The sequence below is a fragment of the Mesorhizobium sp. P3_A9 genome (assembly GCF_056402975.1).
On the sequence record NZ_JBFUGJ010000031.1, the window covers coordinates 20,205 to 35,412 of the forward strand.

General features: G+C 62.3%; 17 protein-coding genes. 8 read left to right on the forward strand and 9 right to left on the reverse strand.

The window, feature by feature from the left end; genetic code table 11:
- Window positions 1-13 precede the first annotated feature (13 nt).
- The gene (locus AC1DX0_RS07945) at window positions 14-1,555 is read right to left on the reverse strand and encodes an amino acid ABC transporter permease/ATP-binding protein (protein ID WP_477219248.1); all 1,542 of its coding nucleotides are present in this window, start codon (window positions 1,553-1,555) and stop codon (window positions 14-16) included.
- Between the two features lie 102 nt (window positions 1,556-1,657).
- The gene (locus AC1DX0_RS07950) at window positions 1,658-2,446 is read right to left on the reverse strand and encodes an ABC transporter substrate-binding protein (RefSeq protein ID WP_477354949.1); all 789 of its coding nucleotides are present in this window, start codon (window positions 2,444-2,446) and stop codon (window positions 1,658-1,660) included.
- A gap of 256 nt (window positions 2,447-2,702) precedes the next feature.
- Between AC1DX0_RS07950 and AC1DX0_RS07955 the strand changes: the two genes are divergently transcribed.
- Window positions 2,703-3,788, forward strand: coding sequence for a LacI family DNA-binding transcriptional regulator (locus tag AC1DX0_RS07955; protein WP_477219773.1), 1,086 nt, complete (start codon window positions 2,703-2,705; stop codon window positions 3,786-3,788).
- 12 nt (window positions 3,789-3,800) lie between these two features.
- Here AC1DX0_RS07955 and AC1DX0_RS07960 read toward each other — a convergent pair whose 3' ends face one another.
- The gene (locus AC1DX0_RS07960; RefSeq protein WP_477219250.1) at window positions 3,801-4,355 is read right to left on the reverse strand and encodes a TetR/AcrR family transcriptional regulator; all 555 of its coding nucleotides are present in this window, start codon (window positions 4,353-4,355) and stop codon (window positions 3,801-3,803) included.
- Between the two features lie 299 nt (window positions 4,356-4,654).
- Here AC1DX0_RS07960 and AC1DX0_RS07965 point away from each other — a divergent pair, with 299 nt between their 5' ends.
- Window positions 4,655-5,275, forward strand: coding sequence for an NIPSNAP family protein (locus tag AC1DX0_RS07965; RefSeq protein WP_477219251.1), 621 nt, complete (start codon window positions 4,655-4,657; stop codon window positions 5,273-5,275).
- Here the strand turns inward: AC1DX0_RS07965 and AC1DX0_RS07970 are convergent.
- Window positions 5,272-6,108, reverse strand: a complete 837-nt coding sequence (locus AC1DX0_RS07970; protein WP_477219252.1) for an alpha/beta fold hydrolase — start codon at window positions 6,106-6,108, stop codon at window positions 5,272-5,274. The two genes, AC1DX0_RS07965 and AC1DX0_RS07970, sit on opposite strands and share 4 nt — an antisense overlap.
- A complete protein-coding gene (gene choX / locus AC1DX0_RS07975; protein WP_477354952.1) occupies window positions 6,105-7,043 on the reverse strand; it encodes a choline ABC transporter substrate-binding protein in 939 nt (312 codons plus the stop codon). Before choX ends, AC1DX0_RS07970 begins: the two co-directional genes overlap by 4 nt.
- Before the next feature lie 83 nt (window positions 7,044-7,126).
- Between choX and betI the strand changes: the two genes are divergently transcribed.
- The gene (gene betI / locus AC1DX0_RS07980; protein WP_477354954.1) at window positions 7,127-7,765 is read left to right on the forward strand and encodes a choline-binding transcriptional repressor BetI; all 639 of its coding nucleotides are present in this window, start codon (window positions 7,127-7,129) and stop codon (window positions 7,763-7,765) included.
- A 24-nt stretch (window positions 7,766-7,789) separates the two neighbouring features.
- Here betI and AC1DX0_RS07985 read toward each other — a convergent pair whose 3' ends face one another.
- Window positions 7,790-8,761 (reverse strand): glycosyl transferase family 90, encoded by a 972-nt coding sequence (locus AC1DX0_RS07985; protein ID WP_477354957.1) that lies wholly within the window; start codon window positions 8,759-8,761, stop codon window positions 7,790-7,792.
- Between the two features lie 188 nt (window positions 8,762-8,949).
- Between AC1DX0_RS07985 and AC1DX0_RS07990 the strand changes: the two genes are divergently transcribed.
- Window positions 8,950-9,723, forward strand: a complete 774-nt coding sequence (locus AC1DX0_RS07990; protein WP_477219256.1) for an SDR family NAD(P)-dependent oxidoreductase — start codon at window positions 8,950-8,952, stop codon at window positions 9,721-9,723.
- Between the two features lie 12 nt (window positions 9,724-9,735).
- On the opposite strand, the gene AC1DX0_RS07995 is transcribed toward AC1DX0_RS07990, so the two are convergent.
- On the reverse strand, window positions 9,736-10,701 hold the full coding sequence (locus tag AC1DX0_RS07995; RefSeq protein WP_477354960.1) for a LysR family transcriptional regulator: 966 nt from the start codon (window positions 10,699-10,701) through the stop codon (window positions 9,736-9,738).
- 111 nt (window positions 10,702-10,812) lie between these two features.
- On the opposite strand from AC1DX0_RS07995, the gene AC1DX0_RS08000 reads away from it, so the two are divergent.
- Window positions 10,813-11,292, forward strand: coding sequence for a cupin domain-containing protein (locus tag AC1DX0_RS08000; RefSeq protein WP_477219258.1), 480 nt, complete (start codon window positions 10,813-10,815; stop codon window positions 11,290-11,292).
- A gap of 43 nt (window positions 11,293-11,335) precedes the next feature.
- Here AC1DX0_RS08000 and AC1DX0_RS08005 read toward each other — a convergent pair whose 3' ends face one another.
- Window positions 11,336-11,737, reverse strand: a complete 402-nt coding sequence (locus AC1DX0_RS08005) for a sensor histidine kinase (RefSeq protein ID WP_477219259.1) — start codon at window positions 11,735-11,737, stop codon at window positions 11,336-11,338.
- A 3-nt stretch (window positions 11,738-11,740) separates the two neighbouring features.
- A complete protein-coding gene (locus AC1DX0_RS08010; RefSeq protein ID WP_477219260.1) occupies window positions 11,741-12,511 on the reverse strand; it encodes a sensor histidine kinase in 771 nt (256 codons plus the stop codon).
- Window positions 12,512-12,717: 206 nt separating this feature from the next.
- On the opposite strand from AC1DX0_RS08010, the gene fumC reads away from it, so the two are divergent.
- From fumC to AC1DX0_RS08025, 3 genes are all read left to right on the forward strand, one after another.
- Complete coding sequence (gene fumC / locus AC1DX0_RS08015) at window positions 12,718-14,115, forward strand: class II fumarate hydratase (protein ID WP_477219261.1); 1,398 nt, start codon at window positions 12,718-12,720, stop codon at window positions 14,113-14,115.
- Between the two features lie 177 nt (window positions 14,116-14,292).
- Entirely contained in the window at window positions 14,293-14,715 is a 423-nt protein-coding gene (locus AC1DX0_RS08020) for a DoxX family protein (protein ID WP_477219262.1), read from the forward strand.
- 169 nt (window positions 14,716-14,884) lie between these two features.
- On the forward strand, window positions 14,885-15,208 hold a 324-nt coding region (locus tag AC1DX0_RS08025; protein WP_477354963.1), incomplete at its 3' end, for a DoxX family protein.

The window sequence follows — 15,208 nt, forward strand, 5'->3', positions numbered from 1 at the left end:
GGCTCATGCGCGATCAAAGCACTTCGGCAAGGAAGTGCTTCAGACGCGTGCTGTTCGGAGTGTCGAAGATCGCGGCAGGCGTGCCGGCCTCGACGACGCGGCCTTCATCCATGAAGACGACCTGATCGGCGACCTTGCGGGCAAAGCCCATCTCATGAGTCACCACGACCATTGTCATGCCGCGCCGGCCGAGGTCCGCCATGAGGTTGAGCACGCCCTTCACCAATTCGGGATCGAGCGCGCTCGTCACTTCGTCGAACAGGATGACCTCCGGGTCCATTGCCAGGGCGCGAGCGATCGCCACACGCTGCTGCTGGCCACCGGATAGGCTTCCGGGACGATGGTGTTTGCGGGCGGCAAGCCCGACATCGGCAAGGCGTGCCTCGGCGATGCGCTCAGCTTCCTGTATCGAGAGACCTTTTACCTTGGTCAGCGATAGCATGACGTTTTCGAGGGCCGTGTGGTCGGGAAACAGGTTGAACTGCTGGAAAACCATGCCGACGCGCCGGCGCAGTTTTTCAGGCTTCATCGCCAGGATGCTGGCGCCATCGAGCAACACGTCACCGCCCTTGGGCTCGACCAGCCGGTTGAGGCAGCGCAGCAAGGTCGACTTGCCCGAACCCGATGGACCAATGACGCATGTGACCGTGCCCGGCTTGACCGCCAGGCTGACGCCTTTGAGAACATCGAGATCGCCGTAGGCCATGTCGAGATCGGTGATGGTGAGACTGCCGCCCTTGAACCGGGGCAGCGCCGTGCTGCCTTCAGGGCTGGCCTCAGAGAGTGGGCTGCCGGTGGCGCTCTCCAACTCGCTCACTTCGGCAAGGCCGCTGGTGACGAGGCCGGCCTTCTGCTTTCCGACCCGCAGCGAGTTGTCGATGTAGTTGACCACATGGGTCAACGGCACGGTGATGACGAGATAGAACACGCCGGCCAGAAGCAATGGCGAGAGGTTTCCGGTGACCACCGCCTGGTCCTGACCGACACGGAAAATCTCGCGCTCCGACGCGAGCAGACCGAGGAAGTAGACAAGGCTCGAATCCTTGACGTTGCCGATGAACTGATTGACCAGGGCCGGCAGAACTCGGCGGATGCCTTGCGGTATCACGATCAGGCGCATGCCTTGGCCGTAGCTCATGCTGAGCGCCCTGCAGGCCTCCATCTGCCCGCGCTCGACGCTCTGGATGCCCGAGCGGAAGATTTCGCCGATATAGGCGCCGGCGATCAGGCTGAGGGCGAGAATGCCGAGCGGAAAGGGTGAAGGCCCAAAGATTTCACGGCCGATGCGGGCAAAGCCCTGGCCAATCAGCAGGATGGTGACGATCGCCGGAAGGCCACGGAAAATATCGGTGTAGACCCGGGCGGGAATGCGCAGCCAGCGCGATTGCGATATGCCCATGACCGCCAGGATCATGCCGAGAATGACACCCAGTACCGTGGACGCGGCCGCGAGGATCAAGGTGTTCTTCAATCCGATGGTGATCATGCTCGGCAGCACGTCCGCCATGGCCTGCCAGTCGAGGAAACTGCGCCGCAGGTTTTCGAGCCAGTTCATTCGGTCCCCTTTTTCACTGCGCCATTCGTGCCATCAGGAAATCAGGCGCAACGGCGTGTCGTCCAGCCGCCGGCCGTCAAGGCCGGCGGCTGGACGCGCGGTTTACTTCTTGGGGAGATATTGGTCGGGCATCGGCGAACCGGGGAACCACTTCTCGTAAAGCGTCTTCCAAGTGCCGTCCTGCATGGCCGCATGAAGGGCAGTGTTCAATGCCTCGCGAAACTTGTCGTTACCCTTGCGCAGCAYGAAGCCAGCCGGCGCGTCGAAGGAAGGAATATTGACCGCGATCTTCAGGTTCGGATAGCGAACGCCATAGTCCTTGGCGGCCTCATAATCGAGGAAATGCGCGTCGACGGTTCCGTTGTTGAGTGCTGAGACGGCGGAATTGTTGTCGGGGAATTTGACGAGATCGGTTCCGACAAAGTTCTTCGCCGCATAGATTTCCTGGAGCGTCCCCTGCACGACGCCGAGGCGCTTGCCCTTGAGCCCGTCCGCCGACGTGATCGCCTTGTCGGCGGTAAGCACGGAGAGATAGCCTGCAAGATACCCGTCGGAAAAATCGACGGTCTTCTTGCGCGCTTCCGTCGTGCCGATTGCCGCGACCGCGACATCGAAGCGTTCGTTCGCAACCGAAGGCATCAGCGCCGAGAATTCCTGACCGGTGAAGATCACCTGGTCCGGCTTGAAGCCAAGGCGGCTCGCGACGTTGCGGAACAATTCGATGTCGAAGCCGGTGAACGTGCCGTCCGCTTGGGTGAAAGCGTAGGGTTTGGCATCGCCCATGGTACCGACGCTGATGACTTTCGCATCAATAAGACCATAGGGGTTTTCATCCGCGGCGGCTGCTCCCGAAACCAACCCGGCGCCCATGCACACGGCCATGAGGGCCATCGCGCCAATCTGGACCGGTGACATCAACGACTTGAGAATTCCTATCCTGCTCATGTCTTCTCTCCACTCTGAAGGTCTGTTCTTCTTGGTGTTTACGTCGAGCCTGCCATCTCGCGCTTATGCGGGACGTTTCTCACGCCTCCTGGCTCGCAATTTTCTAAAAGAGACCGGTCTCTTGTTGCTTGAGACCGGTCTCTTTGATAATCGTTATCGCCAGATTGACCTTCCGTCAACAACTCTTGTAGTCGTTCATCCGATGAAAACAACCGCGCCCAAGACCCAGTCGATAACGGTCAGCGATGTCGCCCGCGCGGCAAAGGTGTCGAAAGCGACAGCCGCGCGCGTGCTCGGCGGATACGGCGTCGTCAGCGACATGATCCGCGCCGATGTCATGGCCGCGGCCAAGGCACTGGACTATCGTCCGAACGAGCTGGCTCGCAGCATGACGACCGGCCGGTCCGGCATCATCGGGGTGGTTGTCGGTGACATCGAGAACCCGTTCTTCAGCCTCGCGGTGCGCGGCATCAGCGACGCGGCAAGGGCAGCCGGGTTCAACGTCATTCTGGCCAACTCCGGCGAGAGGATCGAGGTTGAAAAGGCAGCGGTGCGGCTGTTGATCGGCAAGCGTGTCGACGGGCTGATCGTCACGCCGGCGGAATCTCGCGACATCTCACACCTGAGGGACATCCATCGTTCCGGCCGGCCGCTTGCCCTGCTCGACAGGGCGCTACCCGATCTGGATGTCGATACAGTCACGGTCGACGATCACGACATCGCCATGCGGGCGACCCGCATTCTTGTGGATGCCGGACACCGCAACATCGCCTATGTGACCGCCGTCGACGCCGAAGGGCATGAGTACCGCGATCTCGGGCAAATCTACACCTCATCGGTTCGCGAGCGCATCGACGGTTTCCTCACCGTGTGCCGGGATGCTGGAATTGATCGGCCAGAACGCTATGTTCGCCTTGGTGCGACAAGCCCCGCCGAAACGCGCCGGGTTGCCGACGAGATGCTGTCCGGGCCGGATCGGCCGACGGCGATCCTTGCCTCCGACAGCGTCATAGCACTGGAAATATTCAAGGTGATCCGCGAGCGCGGCTTGCGGGTTCCCGAGGACACTTCGCTGATCACCTTCCATGATGCGGACTGGACGAGCGTGACAACGCCACCCATTACCGTCATCGACCAGCCCGTCTACGCGCTTGGCAAGAGTGTCGCGGAATTGCTCATCCGACGATTGAAGGGGGATTCGCGCCCGGCGGAAAGGCTCATTCTGCCAACATCGATCTTCGAGCGCGGGTCCGTTGGCCCGCCTTCAAACGCCATCAAGCGCGCGTAACGCGGTTGCAGGTCAGGCTTCGCCGAGAGCCATCAGGCAGTCCCGCAGCACGCTGGCGTCCTGCGCCGTCTTGGCCATCGACATGGCGCCGGAATAGGTGGCGACGGCAAGTGCGGCAAAACGCTGGGGATCGGTGCCTTGCTCCCTGCCCTCCTGCTGGTCGGTCCTGACCTTGTCGGCGATCGCCTGGCGCCATGCCGCAAAGATGCCGGCAAGGGCGGCGCGCAGATCGGGATCGGCGAGCGACAGTTCATGCGCCAGATTGTTGAGCGGACAACCGCGCACGAACCCCTGCTGATCCAGTTCCGCCGCCACGGTCGCGAATACAGCTTGGACGCCGTCGCGCGCCGAAGCAGCTGTCTTTACCGGCGCGATCCACGTCGCCTCGACCGCCGCCGCCACGCGCTCTTCGATCACCGCCAGCGCCAGTGCCTTCTTGGTGGGGAAATGGTGGTGCAGCGCGCCACCGCTGACCCCTGCCGCCGCCATCAGGTCGCCGAGACTGGACGCGTGATAGCCGCGTGCCTGAAACGCGACCTCCGCGACATCGAGGACTTTCCGGCGCATGCCTTCGGGGTCGTTGATGCGTTTTCCTGGCCGTGGGCCTGATCCAAGGATCATCTCTGCTGACATTGCTCGACAATAGCAGRTTGACAAAACAGGACAACCGGTCTGTTTATAAACAGGACGGCCACCCTGTTTCTGGAGACCAACTAATGAATTTCCCCCTGAACGCCTCAGCGGCTCCTGTGGCACTCGCTTCGCCTATCGTCGAATTGCGGCAGTACACACTGTAATCAGGCAAACGCGACACACTCATCGACCTCTTCGACGGCAGGTTGATCGAGGGTCAGGAAGAGGCCGGAATGACCATCATCGGCCAGTTCCGCGATGTGGACCGTCCGGAGATGTTCGTCTGGCTGCGCGGCTTCGACAGCATGGAAGCCCGCAAGGAGGCCCTGACTGCCTTCTATGGTGGCCCGGTATGGGCTGCGCACCGCGATGCGGCCAATGCGACCATGATCGATTCCGACGATGTGTTGCTTCTGAAGCCAGCCTGGCCGGGCTCCGGTTTTGATCTCTCGGGCACGGAGCGGGCAGGCTTGGCCATCGGCGAAAAGCCAATTCCAAACAAGCCGCTGGCCGGCATTGTTGTCATCCAGATTCACCATTTGCAGCCCGGAGTGGAGACCAGCTTCGCCAGTCGATTCGAGGCCGCGGCGGCGCCCATGATGAGGGTACCAGGCGTCCGCTTCCTCGCCGCCTTTGTCACCGAGCATGCCGAAAACAGCTTTCCGCGCCTGCCGGTACGGGCGAGCGAAAATGTCTTCATTTCTGTCACCGGGTTCGACAGCACCGAGACGCATGCCCGCCATGAAGCCATGCCGGCATGGCGCGCTTTTTGGCAGGCAACTCAGCTTGACCTGACCAGACCAACGGAGACTTTGCGGCTGTCGCCCACGTCGCGATCGTTGGTCGGACGTTAGGCTTCAAATGCCTCGACGATGGCCCCGGCGACAAAGGCCGGATCCTCCCAATGCGGGTTGTGGCCACACGCTTCGGCACGCACGAGGCTCGCCCCGGCCAGGCAACGCGACAGCGCCTGCTGATGCGCCTCGCCGAACAGCGGGTCGCAAGCGCCGGCGATGATCAGCGCTCGGGTCTGCACCTTTTGTGCCGCACTGGTCAGGTCGGCCCGGCAAATCTCCTCCAAGATGGCGCGCCAGCGCGCCGCTGGCATTGCTGAAGCGTCTTTCGCAAGGCCGGCGAGAAACGGCTGCGGCACACCGGGCCGGCAGGCATGCCACCAGTCATAGAGCGGGTCTGCCGGCGATATCGGGTCGCGCAAAGCCTGCACACCTGCGACAAGCAGATGATCGCGGGCGAAATCGGGTTTCAGCGTGCCGGCCAGGACCACCAGTCCGCCGATGAGATCGTTGTGTCGCGCAGCCAGGGCGATGGCTACCATGGAGCCAAGCGAATGGCCAACGACGACAGGTCGATCGAGCCGCAAACGCCGGATCAGCCCGGCAATGTCTTCGGCGAAGTCTTCAATGCCGAAGCCCTTGCCCGCTTGTGACGCGCCGTGACCACGCAAGTCGGGCATGATCAGCCGGCGGCCGGCCAGATACGGCGCCAGCAGTGAAAAGCTGCGGCTGGTGTCGGTGAAGCCATGCAGCAGCAACAGCGCCGGTTCGGCGCCTGCGATTTCGACATAGGCGATCTCGACGCCAGCGAGATCGACGACTCGCTTGCGGCCGGCCCAGGCGTCCTGCTCCGCCCAGGCATCCGGGGCCGCTTCCAGCGCGACCGATGTCACAGGCCGAGCTTCTCCTTGACCGCGGCAAGGCCGGGCTTGCCGTCGAAGGTGGTGACGCCGGCGAGCCAGGCGTCAAGGCGGTTCTTGTTCGCCGTGATCGCCTTCAGCGCGCCGTCCTCCGGCTTCAKGCCRTCRTTGATCAGGTAGCCCATGCCGACATTYTCGAAATCGAYGTCGAAGGCGAGATTTTTGAGGAATTGCGCGACGTTCGGGCACTGCTCGAGATAGCCCTTGCGCACCTGCGTCGTCACCGTCGCGGCACCGAAATTCGGGCCGAAAAACTTGTCGCCACCGGTCAGATATTTGAAGTCGTACATGGTGTTCATCGGATGCGGCGCCCAGCCCTGGAAGACGATGAACTGCTTTTCCTTGATCTCATAGCCGACCTCGGAAAGCATGCCGGCTTCGCTCGACTCGACCACTTGCCAGCCGTTAAGATCGAGCGACGGGTCGGCGATGGCGTCCATCATCAGTTGGTTCGAACCGGGCTCGATGCCGTACATTTTCTTGCCGAACTTGTCGGCGAATTTGTGCAGGTCGGCAAAATCCTTGACGCCGGCATCCCAGACATAGGTCGGCACGGCGAAGGTGTATTTGGCGCCTTCGAGATTGACGCGCACACTCTCGACCGAGCCATCCTTCTTGTAGGGCTCGTAATAGGTGACCATGGCCGGGTTCCAATAACCGAGGAACAGGTCGAGATCGTTGTTCTTCATGCCTTCGTAGATGACGTTGATGCCCAACACAGAGCTTTGCGGCTGGTAGCCGAGCGCACCGAGCAAGACATTGGCGACGCCGGTGGTGAAGGCAAGATCGTTCCAACCCGGTTCGGCCATGCGGACCGCCCTGCACTGCTCGGCCTCGGCCGCTTGGGCCGCATGAGCGCCCAGCATCAAGGCTGCAAGACAGACGCCATTTGCAAGCATGCGGACCATTTCAGCTCTCCTCACTATCGCTAAATTGACCAATTGGTCTTTTTATTGTCCCATTGGTCAATTGTTGATCTAGGCGGACGAAAATGTCAACGTGGATTCGCAATGCCTGGATCAAAGCCGTGAAACTCAAGCGTCTCAGTGACATACGCCGCAAGGAGTTGCGGCAGGCCGCCTTCGCGGTGCTGGAGCGCGAGGGCATTGCGGGTGCGACGCTGGAAAAAGTGGCCGCCCACGCCGGCGCCTCCAAGGGCATCGTGCTGCACTATTTCCGCAACAAGCAGGAATTGTTCGAGCATGCGATGCGCGAGGCCAACGCTGTGCTACGCGACGCGGTCGTCGCCCGGCTTCGCCAGGCGCGCACGCCGATGGAGCGGCTCGATGCGGTGATCGATGGCAATTTCGAGGAGCATCTGTTCCTGCCGCCTCTTTGCCATGCCTGGCTTTCACTCTGCGCCGAGGTGCCGCGCGACGAGAMGCTGGCGCGCATCCAGAASGTGCTGCACGCGCGCATGCGCTCSAACCTGTTGTCAGGCCTGCACGGCCTTGCCTCGCCCAGCGATGCCGACGACATCGCGCTTGGCGTCACCGCGYTGATCGACGGGCTTTGGCTGCGSCTCGGCCTGGAACCGGGCAGTGTTTCGCGCGAACAGGCGATCCGCCAGGTCAAGGACTTTGTCAGCGCGCGGCTCGCCATGCGGCCGCCCGCAACCGTCGGCGCATAAACCGCCCCGCTTAGGCCCGGACTATCAGGCCGGCCAGCCGGTCGCGCGGTTGCGCCGCTGAAGACCGGATTTGAGATTGCCACCGGCGGCGATGTGATCCCCCAGGAGCTTTGCCCATGCCGCCACTGCTGCCGCGCGGGTTAGGCGAACTTGCGCGAAATGCCGCGCCTCCGCGGCTATTTCGGCTTCCAGCTTCGGATTGGCGCGCAGCCACTCGATGCGTTCGGCCAGATCCGACATGTCGCGTGCCACCGGGACATAGTRGCGAAACGGTTCGATATCGTCGAAGAACCATTCGCGCCATGGCCGATCCTGCAGCAGCACGACGCGCTTGGTGTGAAGCAGCATCTTGAAGCGGCCGCTGTAACCCGCCCCTTCGACATCGATCATGTATCTGTAGGTGGCGACCTGGTCTTCCATCGTCATGAACTTGCTGGAATACCTGTTCGTGGCGACGTCGTAATTCGCCTCGGTGTCATACGCCTCTATCAGGTCCGGGCGGGCCGACGCGATCTCGACAATCCTTTTGCGGGCAGCGTTCATGCAGCGCCCCGCCCAGAATAACCTGTCATCACGCGGCGGCGCTTCCGACGCAGCCGCCATCGCCAACGTCTTCTGGTCATAGTCGCCGAACTTCGCGTCCGGCCAGCCGTCGAAAACGAAATCGGGTGCGGCCACCTCGCCATAGCCGTCGGCCTGGGAGAAAGCGAAACGCGTGCGGAAATAGCGATGCCTTCGGCGCGACGGCGTATCGCCAAGCAGCATGTAGAACGGTGGCAGGCTGCGGACGCCCAGGGATGCCAACGCCTCGGCTATCAACGTCAGGACCTGCACATGCCTCTCAAGCCAGGCGGCGCGGGAGCGCACCTTGAGCTTGCCGCCTTCGAAGCGGCAGTGGATCTCGCCGCGGTTGAGGCCAGGCAGAAAGCGCCTGTCGACCTCGACGACGTCGACGGCCATGGGAAGCGCCTTCAGGCTGGTCTTGAGTGGTGTCATTTTTAAAAGACGCTCGCCGCGACCCATTTCAATCAACGCGGCTATCCCGTTGGCGCGGCGGATGCAAGGGCAGACGATCCCGGCGTCGGCAACTGGCGAAGTTCATACCGTGGGATAGGCCAGCGGCTTGACCCCGGCCGCGACTATGCGGTGCTCTGGCATTGGCCAAGGCGACCTCGGAGTATCCGATGAGACTGCAAGACAAGCGCACGCTGGTGACCGGCGGCTCCGACGGCATCGGCCTGGCGATCGCTGAAGCGTTTTTGCGCGAGGGCGCCGATGTGCTCATCGTCGGCCGCGACGCCGGCAAGCTCGAAACCGCGCGCCAGATGCTGACGGCTCACGGTCGAGCCGGTGCGGTGGAGACATTGTCGGCCGATCTTGCCACCAGCCCGGGCATCGCAGCTGTTATCGAGCACGTCAAAGAGACCAGCCGGCCGCTCGACGTTCTCGTCAACAACGCCGGTGTCGCCTACCTCGTGCCATTCGAGACTGTCAGCGAGGCGCAGTTCCAGCACTCTTTCGCGCTCAATGTGACGGCGGCGTTCTTCCTCACCCAGGGGCTGCTGCCGCATTTCAGCGCCGGCGCATCTGTCATCAACATCTCCTCCTATTTCGCTAACAAGATGATCCCGAAGCGGCCATCCAGCCTCTATTCCCTGTCCAAGGGCGCATTGAATTCACTGACCAAATCGCTGGCCTTCGAGCTCGGCCCGCGCGGCATCCGCGTCAACGCCATCGCGCCGGGCACGGTCGACACCGCCATGCGGCGCAAGACCGTCGACAATCTGCCGGCCGAGGCGCAAGCGGAGCTGAAGGCCTATGTCGAACGCAGCTATCCGTTGGGCCGCATCGGCCGCCCCGACGACCTCGCAGGCATGGCAGTCTATCTCGCCAGCGACGAGGCCGCGTGGACGAGCGGCGGCATTTTTGCCATCGATGGCGGGTATACGGCTGGGTGAACTGTCTGGTCGTTACGTGCCGGCAACTTCACGCTGAGCGCTTTCCACAAATCCAAGAGCGTCGACAACTTCCAGGATCTGATTGCGAATCCAGCGATGAGGTGGCTCGTCGTCGTGGCGCGCGTGCCAATACATCCTGATTTCAGGGACAGCGATGGGAAGTGGCGGTTCAAACATGGCGAGYGGCAAGGTCTTTGCCGCCCAAACCGCGAACTGCCTGGGAACCGCGGAAAGGTAGTTTCCGTTTGCCACCGCCAACGCGACGGCTTGAAAGTGCGGCAGTGCCAGGCTGACACGACGCTTTCGTCCGATCTTGCCGAGCGCCTCGTCGGTGGAGCCCGACATCGAGCCGTCGATCGAGCGAAGGACGTGGGGCAGTTCGCAGAAAAGCTCAAGCGGCAGCAGCTCGCCGTCCGCGATCYCCGCCTGCCTGATCGCAGCGTTGTCCCGCGCCGCAATGATTGCGAATGGCGAATGAAACAGCGGTACGCTGGAGACCCAGTCCAAGACCTCCAGCGGACGTTCCAGTGCCGCATCGATTTCGTCATCCTGAAGCAGCCGCGAAACATCGCCGCGCGCGCTATCGAGAAACCTTAACGACACACGCGGCGCGATGGCCGCGACGCGCGCCGCCAGCGTCGGCATCAGCAGCATGGAAAAGAAATCCGCACCCATGAGCGTGAAGGTTCGCTCGAGCTCCGCTGGATCGAACGACTGCGCCGAATGGAAGACGCGTTCGATCTCGCGCAGTGCCAGGCGCACCGGCTCGGCCAGGCTCTCCGCGCGCGGCGTCGGCACCATGTCGTTGCCGTGCCGCACGAACAGCTGGTCGTTGAGAGCGTGGCGCAAGCGATTGAGCGCCGCGCTGACGGCCGGCTGGCTGAGGCCAATCTGCTCACCGGCACGCGTCACGCTTCTTTCCCGCAGCAGCGCGTCGAGCACCCGGACGAGATTGAGATCGAGGCCATTCAAATTCATCGCATCAATTCGCCCCATACGATCATTGGATTTCCATCGCCGGCATGTCCCTGATTAGGTCGTTGTCGACGCCGCCCCGTCGGCAAAGCGACCCAAAAGGAACAGAGAGCCATGACAATGACCTCCGGGACAATCACAGGCAAGGAACTGTTTTGGTTCAACAACACGCTCGTCGCCATCCACGTCTCGTCGCAGGCAGGAGCTGACGGCATCTGCGTTGTGGAACATCGCATGCCATGCGGCGACTCTCCGCCGCTGCATGTGCATCGGAATGAGGACGAGGTGTTTCATATCCTCGAAGGACGGCTGCGCTTTCAGATCAATGGTCATGAGCGGATTGCCGTCGCCGGCGAAACCGTCATCGCACCGAAAAGTCTGCCGCACACCTACAGGGTCGAGTCGCCCGAAGGCGCGCGCAGCCTCACCGTCACGCGCGGCTCCGATTTCGAGACGATGCTGCGTCAGGCAAGCCGTCCGGCGGAACGGCCGGAACTGCCACCGCGGATGGAGCCGACACCGGAGATCATCGCGGCACTGGTACAGCTCTGCGCAAACAATGGCATCGACATCGTTGGCCCACCCCTAGCCTGAGGAGCAAGGCGGTGGGCTGGCCGCCAGTCATTCACGCGGGCGATCAGTGCTTCAGCGGCATGCGAAAGACAAAGCGCGTCTCTTGTGGAGTCGATGTCGCTTCCACCTTGCCCCCATGCATCTTGGCAATCTCGGACGCGATATAGAGTCCCAGCCCGAGGCCCTGCTCATGGGTGGTTTTGCCGCGCACGAACGGCTGGAACAGATTGGCCATCATTTCAGCCGGGATCGGCTTGCCGGAATTGGCCACCGAGAAGACAAGTTCGCCCTCGGTCATCGTTGCACCCACCCTGACCGGCGTGCCGGCGGCGCCGTGATTGAGCGCATTGCCGATCAGGTTCGAGAACAGCCTGGCGAGGCGTAAATGGTCGGCGGCAACGGGCGTGGCGGCGTCGAATTCGGTTTCAATCACACGATCTGGATGAACCGAGCGGAATTCCGCCACCACCTATTCCAGCACAGGTTCCAGCGGTTTCGGCTCGGCCTCCTTGACCACCAGCCCCGCGCCCATAGGGGTCCGGGCGAAGTCGAGCACATTGTCTATGAGCCCGCTCATGCGCACCACGCTGCCTTCCATCAGGGCCAGGATCTGCGCGCGCTTCGCCTCGTCATCGGTGCGCTTCAGCATGTTGACGCCGGACGCTATCGAGCCGAGCGGGTTGCGCAGGTCATGACCGAGGACCGCGATGAACTGCTCGCGCAATTCCTTGTTGCCGCGCTCGTGCAGGGTTTCGGCACGGGCGGCGTCCAGCCGCTCGGCCGCGTCCAGATGGGCCGCGATCAGTTCGGCGAACAGTTTGAACATGCCGATGATTTCGCGGTTCTTCAGCCGCGCCGGACGTGGGTCGATGGCGCATAGCGTGCCGAAGAACTGCCCGTCCTTGCGGATGATCGGCATCGATATGTAGCTCTGAAAACCATATTGCGCGGGCGTGTGGTGGCCGCAAAAAACCGTATCATCGGCAACGCTATCAATCACCACGGCTTCATGGCTGGCGCGAATCTCGTTGCAGATGGTGGTTTCGACCTTCAGCTCGCCACCCGGAGCCAAGCCGAAATCGATATTGTCGAGCACGCTGCAGACGATCCAGCGATCCTCGGTAACGCGGGCGACCGCGGCAAAGCCCATTCCAGTGGTGCGGCAAACGACGTCGAGAATGGTCGGAATGGCATCAATGCGTACGATTGCATCTATGTCGTGCTGGAAATCGTGTGCCACGTCTACCTGATCAGAATTCCGTTGCGCGGCACCGTATTTGACGGCTCGGTATCTGTCATCAAGCTAAAATGCGCTTTCGTGCCGCCACGGCGCTTTCTCAGTCCAGACTTGAACCGATTTGCATCCATACCGCCCGCAATCTCCGCTTGAAGCCATTTGTGCAACGCGATACGCCGTTGCCCAAATCGACAGACCGGAGACTTGCCGTGAGCACGCCAAAGACCAGAACCGAAACCGATACGTTCGGCCCCATCGAGGTYGCSGCCGACCGCTATTGGGGCGCGCAGGCGCAGCGCTCMCTSGGCAATTTCAAGATCGGYTGGGAAAAGCAGCCGGTTTCGGTCGTGCGCGCGCTGGGCATCGTCAAGCGGGCGGCGGCKGAAGCCAATATGGAGCTGAAGCGCCTCGATCCCGCGATCGGCAAAACGATTGTCGAGGCGGCGCAAGAGGTCATTGACGGCAAGCTCAACGACCATTTCCCGCTGGTGGTCTGGCAGACCGGCTCGGGCACGCAATCCAACATGAACGCCAATGAGGTGATCTCCAACCGGGCGATCGAGATGCTGGGCGGCGTCATGGGCTCGAAGAAGCCGGTGCATCCCAACGACCACGTCAATATGAGCCAGTCGTCGAACGACACCTATCCGACGGCCATGCACATCGCCTGCGCCGAGCGCATCGTGCACGATTTGTTGCCAGCGTTGAAGCACCTGCACAAGGCGCTTGCCGCCAAGAGCCGAGAGTTCAACCACATCATCAAGATCGGTCGCACGCACACGCAGGATGCCACGCCGCTGACGCTGGGCCAGGAATTCTCAGGCTATGCGGCGCAGGTCGCCTCATCGATCAAGCGCATCGAACTGACGCTGCCCGGCCTGCAGGAACTGGCGCAGGGCGGCACCGCTGTCGGCACCGGCCTCAACGCGCCGGTCGGCTTTGCCGAGCGGGTGGCTGACCGCATCGCCGCCATCACCGGCATCGCCTTCGTCACCGCGCCGAACAAGTTCGAGGCGCTGGCGGCACACGATTCCATGGTTTTTTCGCACGGCGCCATCAACGCGGCGGCCGCCGCGCTGTTCAAGGTCGCCAACGACATCCGCTTCCTCGGTTCCGGCCCGCGCTCGGGTCTCGGCGAATTGTCGCTGCCRGAAAACGAACCCGGCTCGTCGATCATGCCGGGCAAGGTCAATCCAACGCAGTGCGAAGCGATGACGCAGGTCTGCGTGCAGGTGTTCGGCAACAACGCAGCGCTGACCTTCGCCGGCAGCCAAGGCCATTTCGAGCTCAATGTCTACAACCCGCTGATGGCCTACAATTTCCTGCAGTCGGTGCAGCTGCTCGCCGACGCATCGGTCTCCTTCACGGACAATTGCGTCGTCGGCATCGAGGCGCGTGAAGACAATATCAAGGCGGCCCTCGACCGCTCGCTGATGCTGGTGACGGCGCTTGCGCCGACCATCGGCTACGACAACGCCGCCAAGATCGCCAAGACGGCGCACAAGAACGGCACGACGCTGCGCGAGGAGGCGCTGGCCACCGGACTGGTCAGCGAGGCCGACTATGACCGGCTGGTGCGGCCGGAGGACATGACGCATCCGGGGTAAGGTGTTTTTCGGCGGGATAATTTGCTCCCGTCACCACATCACCCGACACAAATTTCGCGCTTCCTGGCCGATCACGGAAATGTACAACCTGTGAACGATGTGTCGCCGGATAGGCGGCTTTGGTGAACAGTCGGTATCGTCTATCTCTCCGGCATTCAACCCATTCGGAGAGTCCCCATGTCCATCAACACTTCCGCCGCCGGCGCCGGCACCGCGTCCAACAGCGCTGTCACCATCCTGCTCGGCCGCATCCTGCTCGCGGTCATTTTCCTGCTTTCCGGTTTCGGCAAGCTCACCGCCATTTCCGGCACCGCTGCCTATTTCGGCGGTATCGGCCTGCCCTTTCCGACCGTAACCGCCGTTGTCGTCGGCCTGATCGAACTGCTCGGCGGCCTTGCCATCCTCGTCGGCTTCCAGACCCGGATTGCCGCCTGGGTGCTCGCGGTCTTCACCATCGCCACCGGGCTGGTTGCTCACACCGGCTGGGCCGACCAGATGCAGATGATCCAGTTTCTCAAGAACCTCGCCATCACCGGCGGCTTCATCTTGCTGGCTTCCTCAGGCCCGGGCGCCTATTCGATCGACGCCAAGCGCGGCTGAGCCTCCCCTCCCAAGCCCCCTCCCAGGTCTTGACAGAAGCGGCGCGGAATTTTTCGCGCCGCTTTTTCGTTGTCTGAAGTAGCCGGTTCGGTATCGGCGGCAGCAGCGCAGGCGTAGACTGCGCGGTGGCTGGCTCGGACCCAATCAGGCGCCGGCAAGGGAGGTGGCCATGGCTCGCAACGCATTGCTTCTGGTTTCGCGGCTGCTGTTTGCCGTGATGTTCGTACCGTCAGGCTTTCAGGCGCTCGCCAACATCGCCGGCACTTCAGCCTATTTCGCCGGCCTCGGTCTGCCGTTGCCGACGCTCGCCGCCTGGGGCACCGGCCTGTTCGAGCTGATCGCCGGATTGCTGGTCCTCGTCGGCTTCCAGACCCGGATCGTGGCGCTGCTGCTGGCGGCCTTCTGCGTCGTTGCCGGCTTTATCGGCCACTACGGCCAGGGCGCTGACGATGCGATGCTCGCCTTCCTGCACCAGCAAATGCTTATGAAGGAC

Excerpts from the sequence above, each read along its gene's own strand:
- AC1DX0_RS08020 (WP_477219262.1), top strand. The coding sequence starts at position 14,293 with ATGTCCATCAACACTTCCGCCGCCGGCGCCGGCACCGCGTCCAACAGC.
- AC1DX0_RS08000 (WP_477219258.1), top strand. The coding sequence starts at position 10,813 with ATGACAATGACCTCCGGGACAATCACAGGCAAGGAACTGTTTTGGTTC.
- AC1DX0_RS07990 (WP_477219256.1), top strand. The coding sequence starts at position 8,950 with ATGAGACTGCAAGACAAGCGCACGCTGGTGACCGGCGGCTCCGACGGC.
- AC1DX0_RS07960 (WP_477219250.1), bottom strand. The coding sequence starts at position 4,355 with ATGCGCCGGAAAGTCCTCGATGTCGCGGAGGTCGCGTTTCAGGCACGC.
- AC1DX0_RS07965 (WP_477219251.1), top strand. The coding sequence starts at position 4,655 with ATGACCATCATCGGCCAGTTCCGCGATGTGGACCGTCCGGAGATGTTC.
- AC1DX0_RS07945 (WP_477219248.1), bottom strand. The coding sequence starts at position 1,555 with ATGAACTGGCTCGAAAACCTGCGGCGCAGTTTCCTCGACTGGCAGGCC.
- AC1DX0_RS07955 (WP_477219773.1), top strand. The coding sequence starts at position 2,703 with ATGAAAACAACCGCGCCCAAGACCCAGTCGATAACGGTCAGCGATGTC.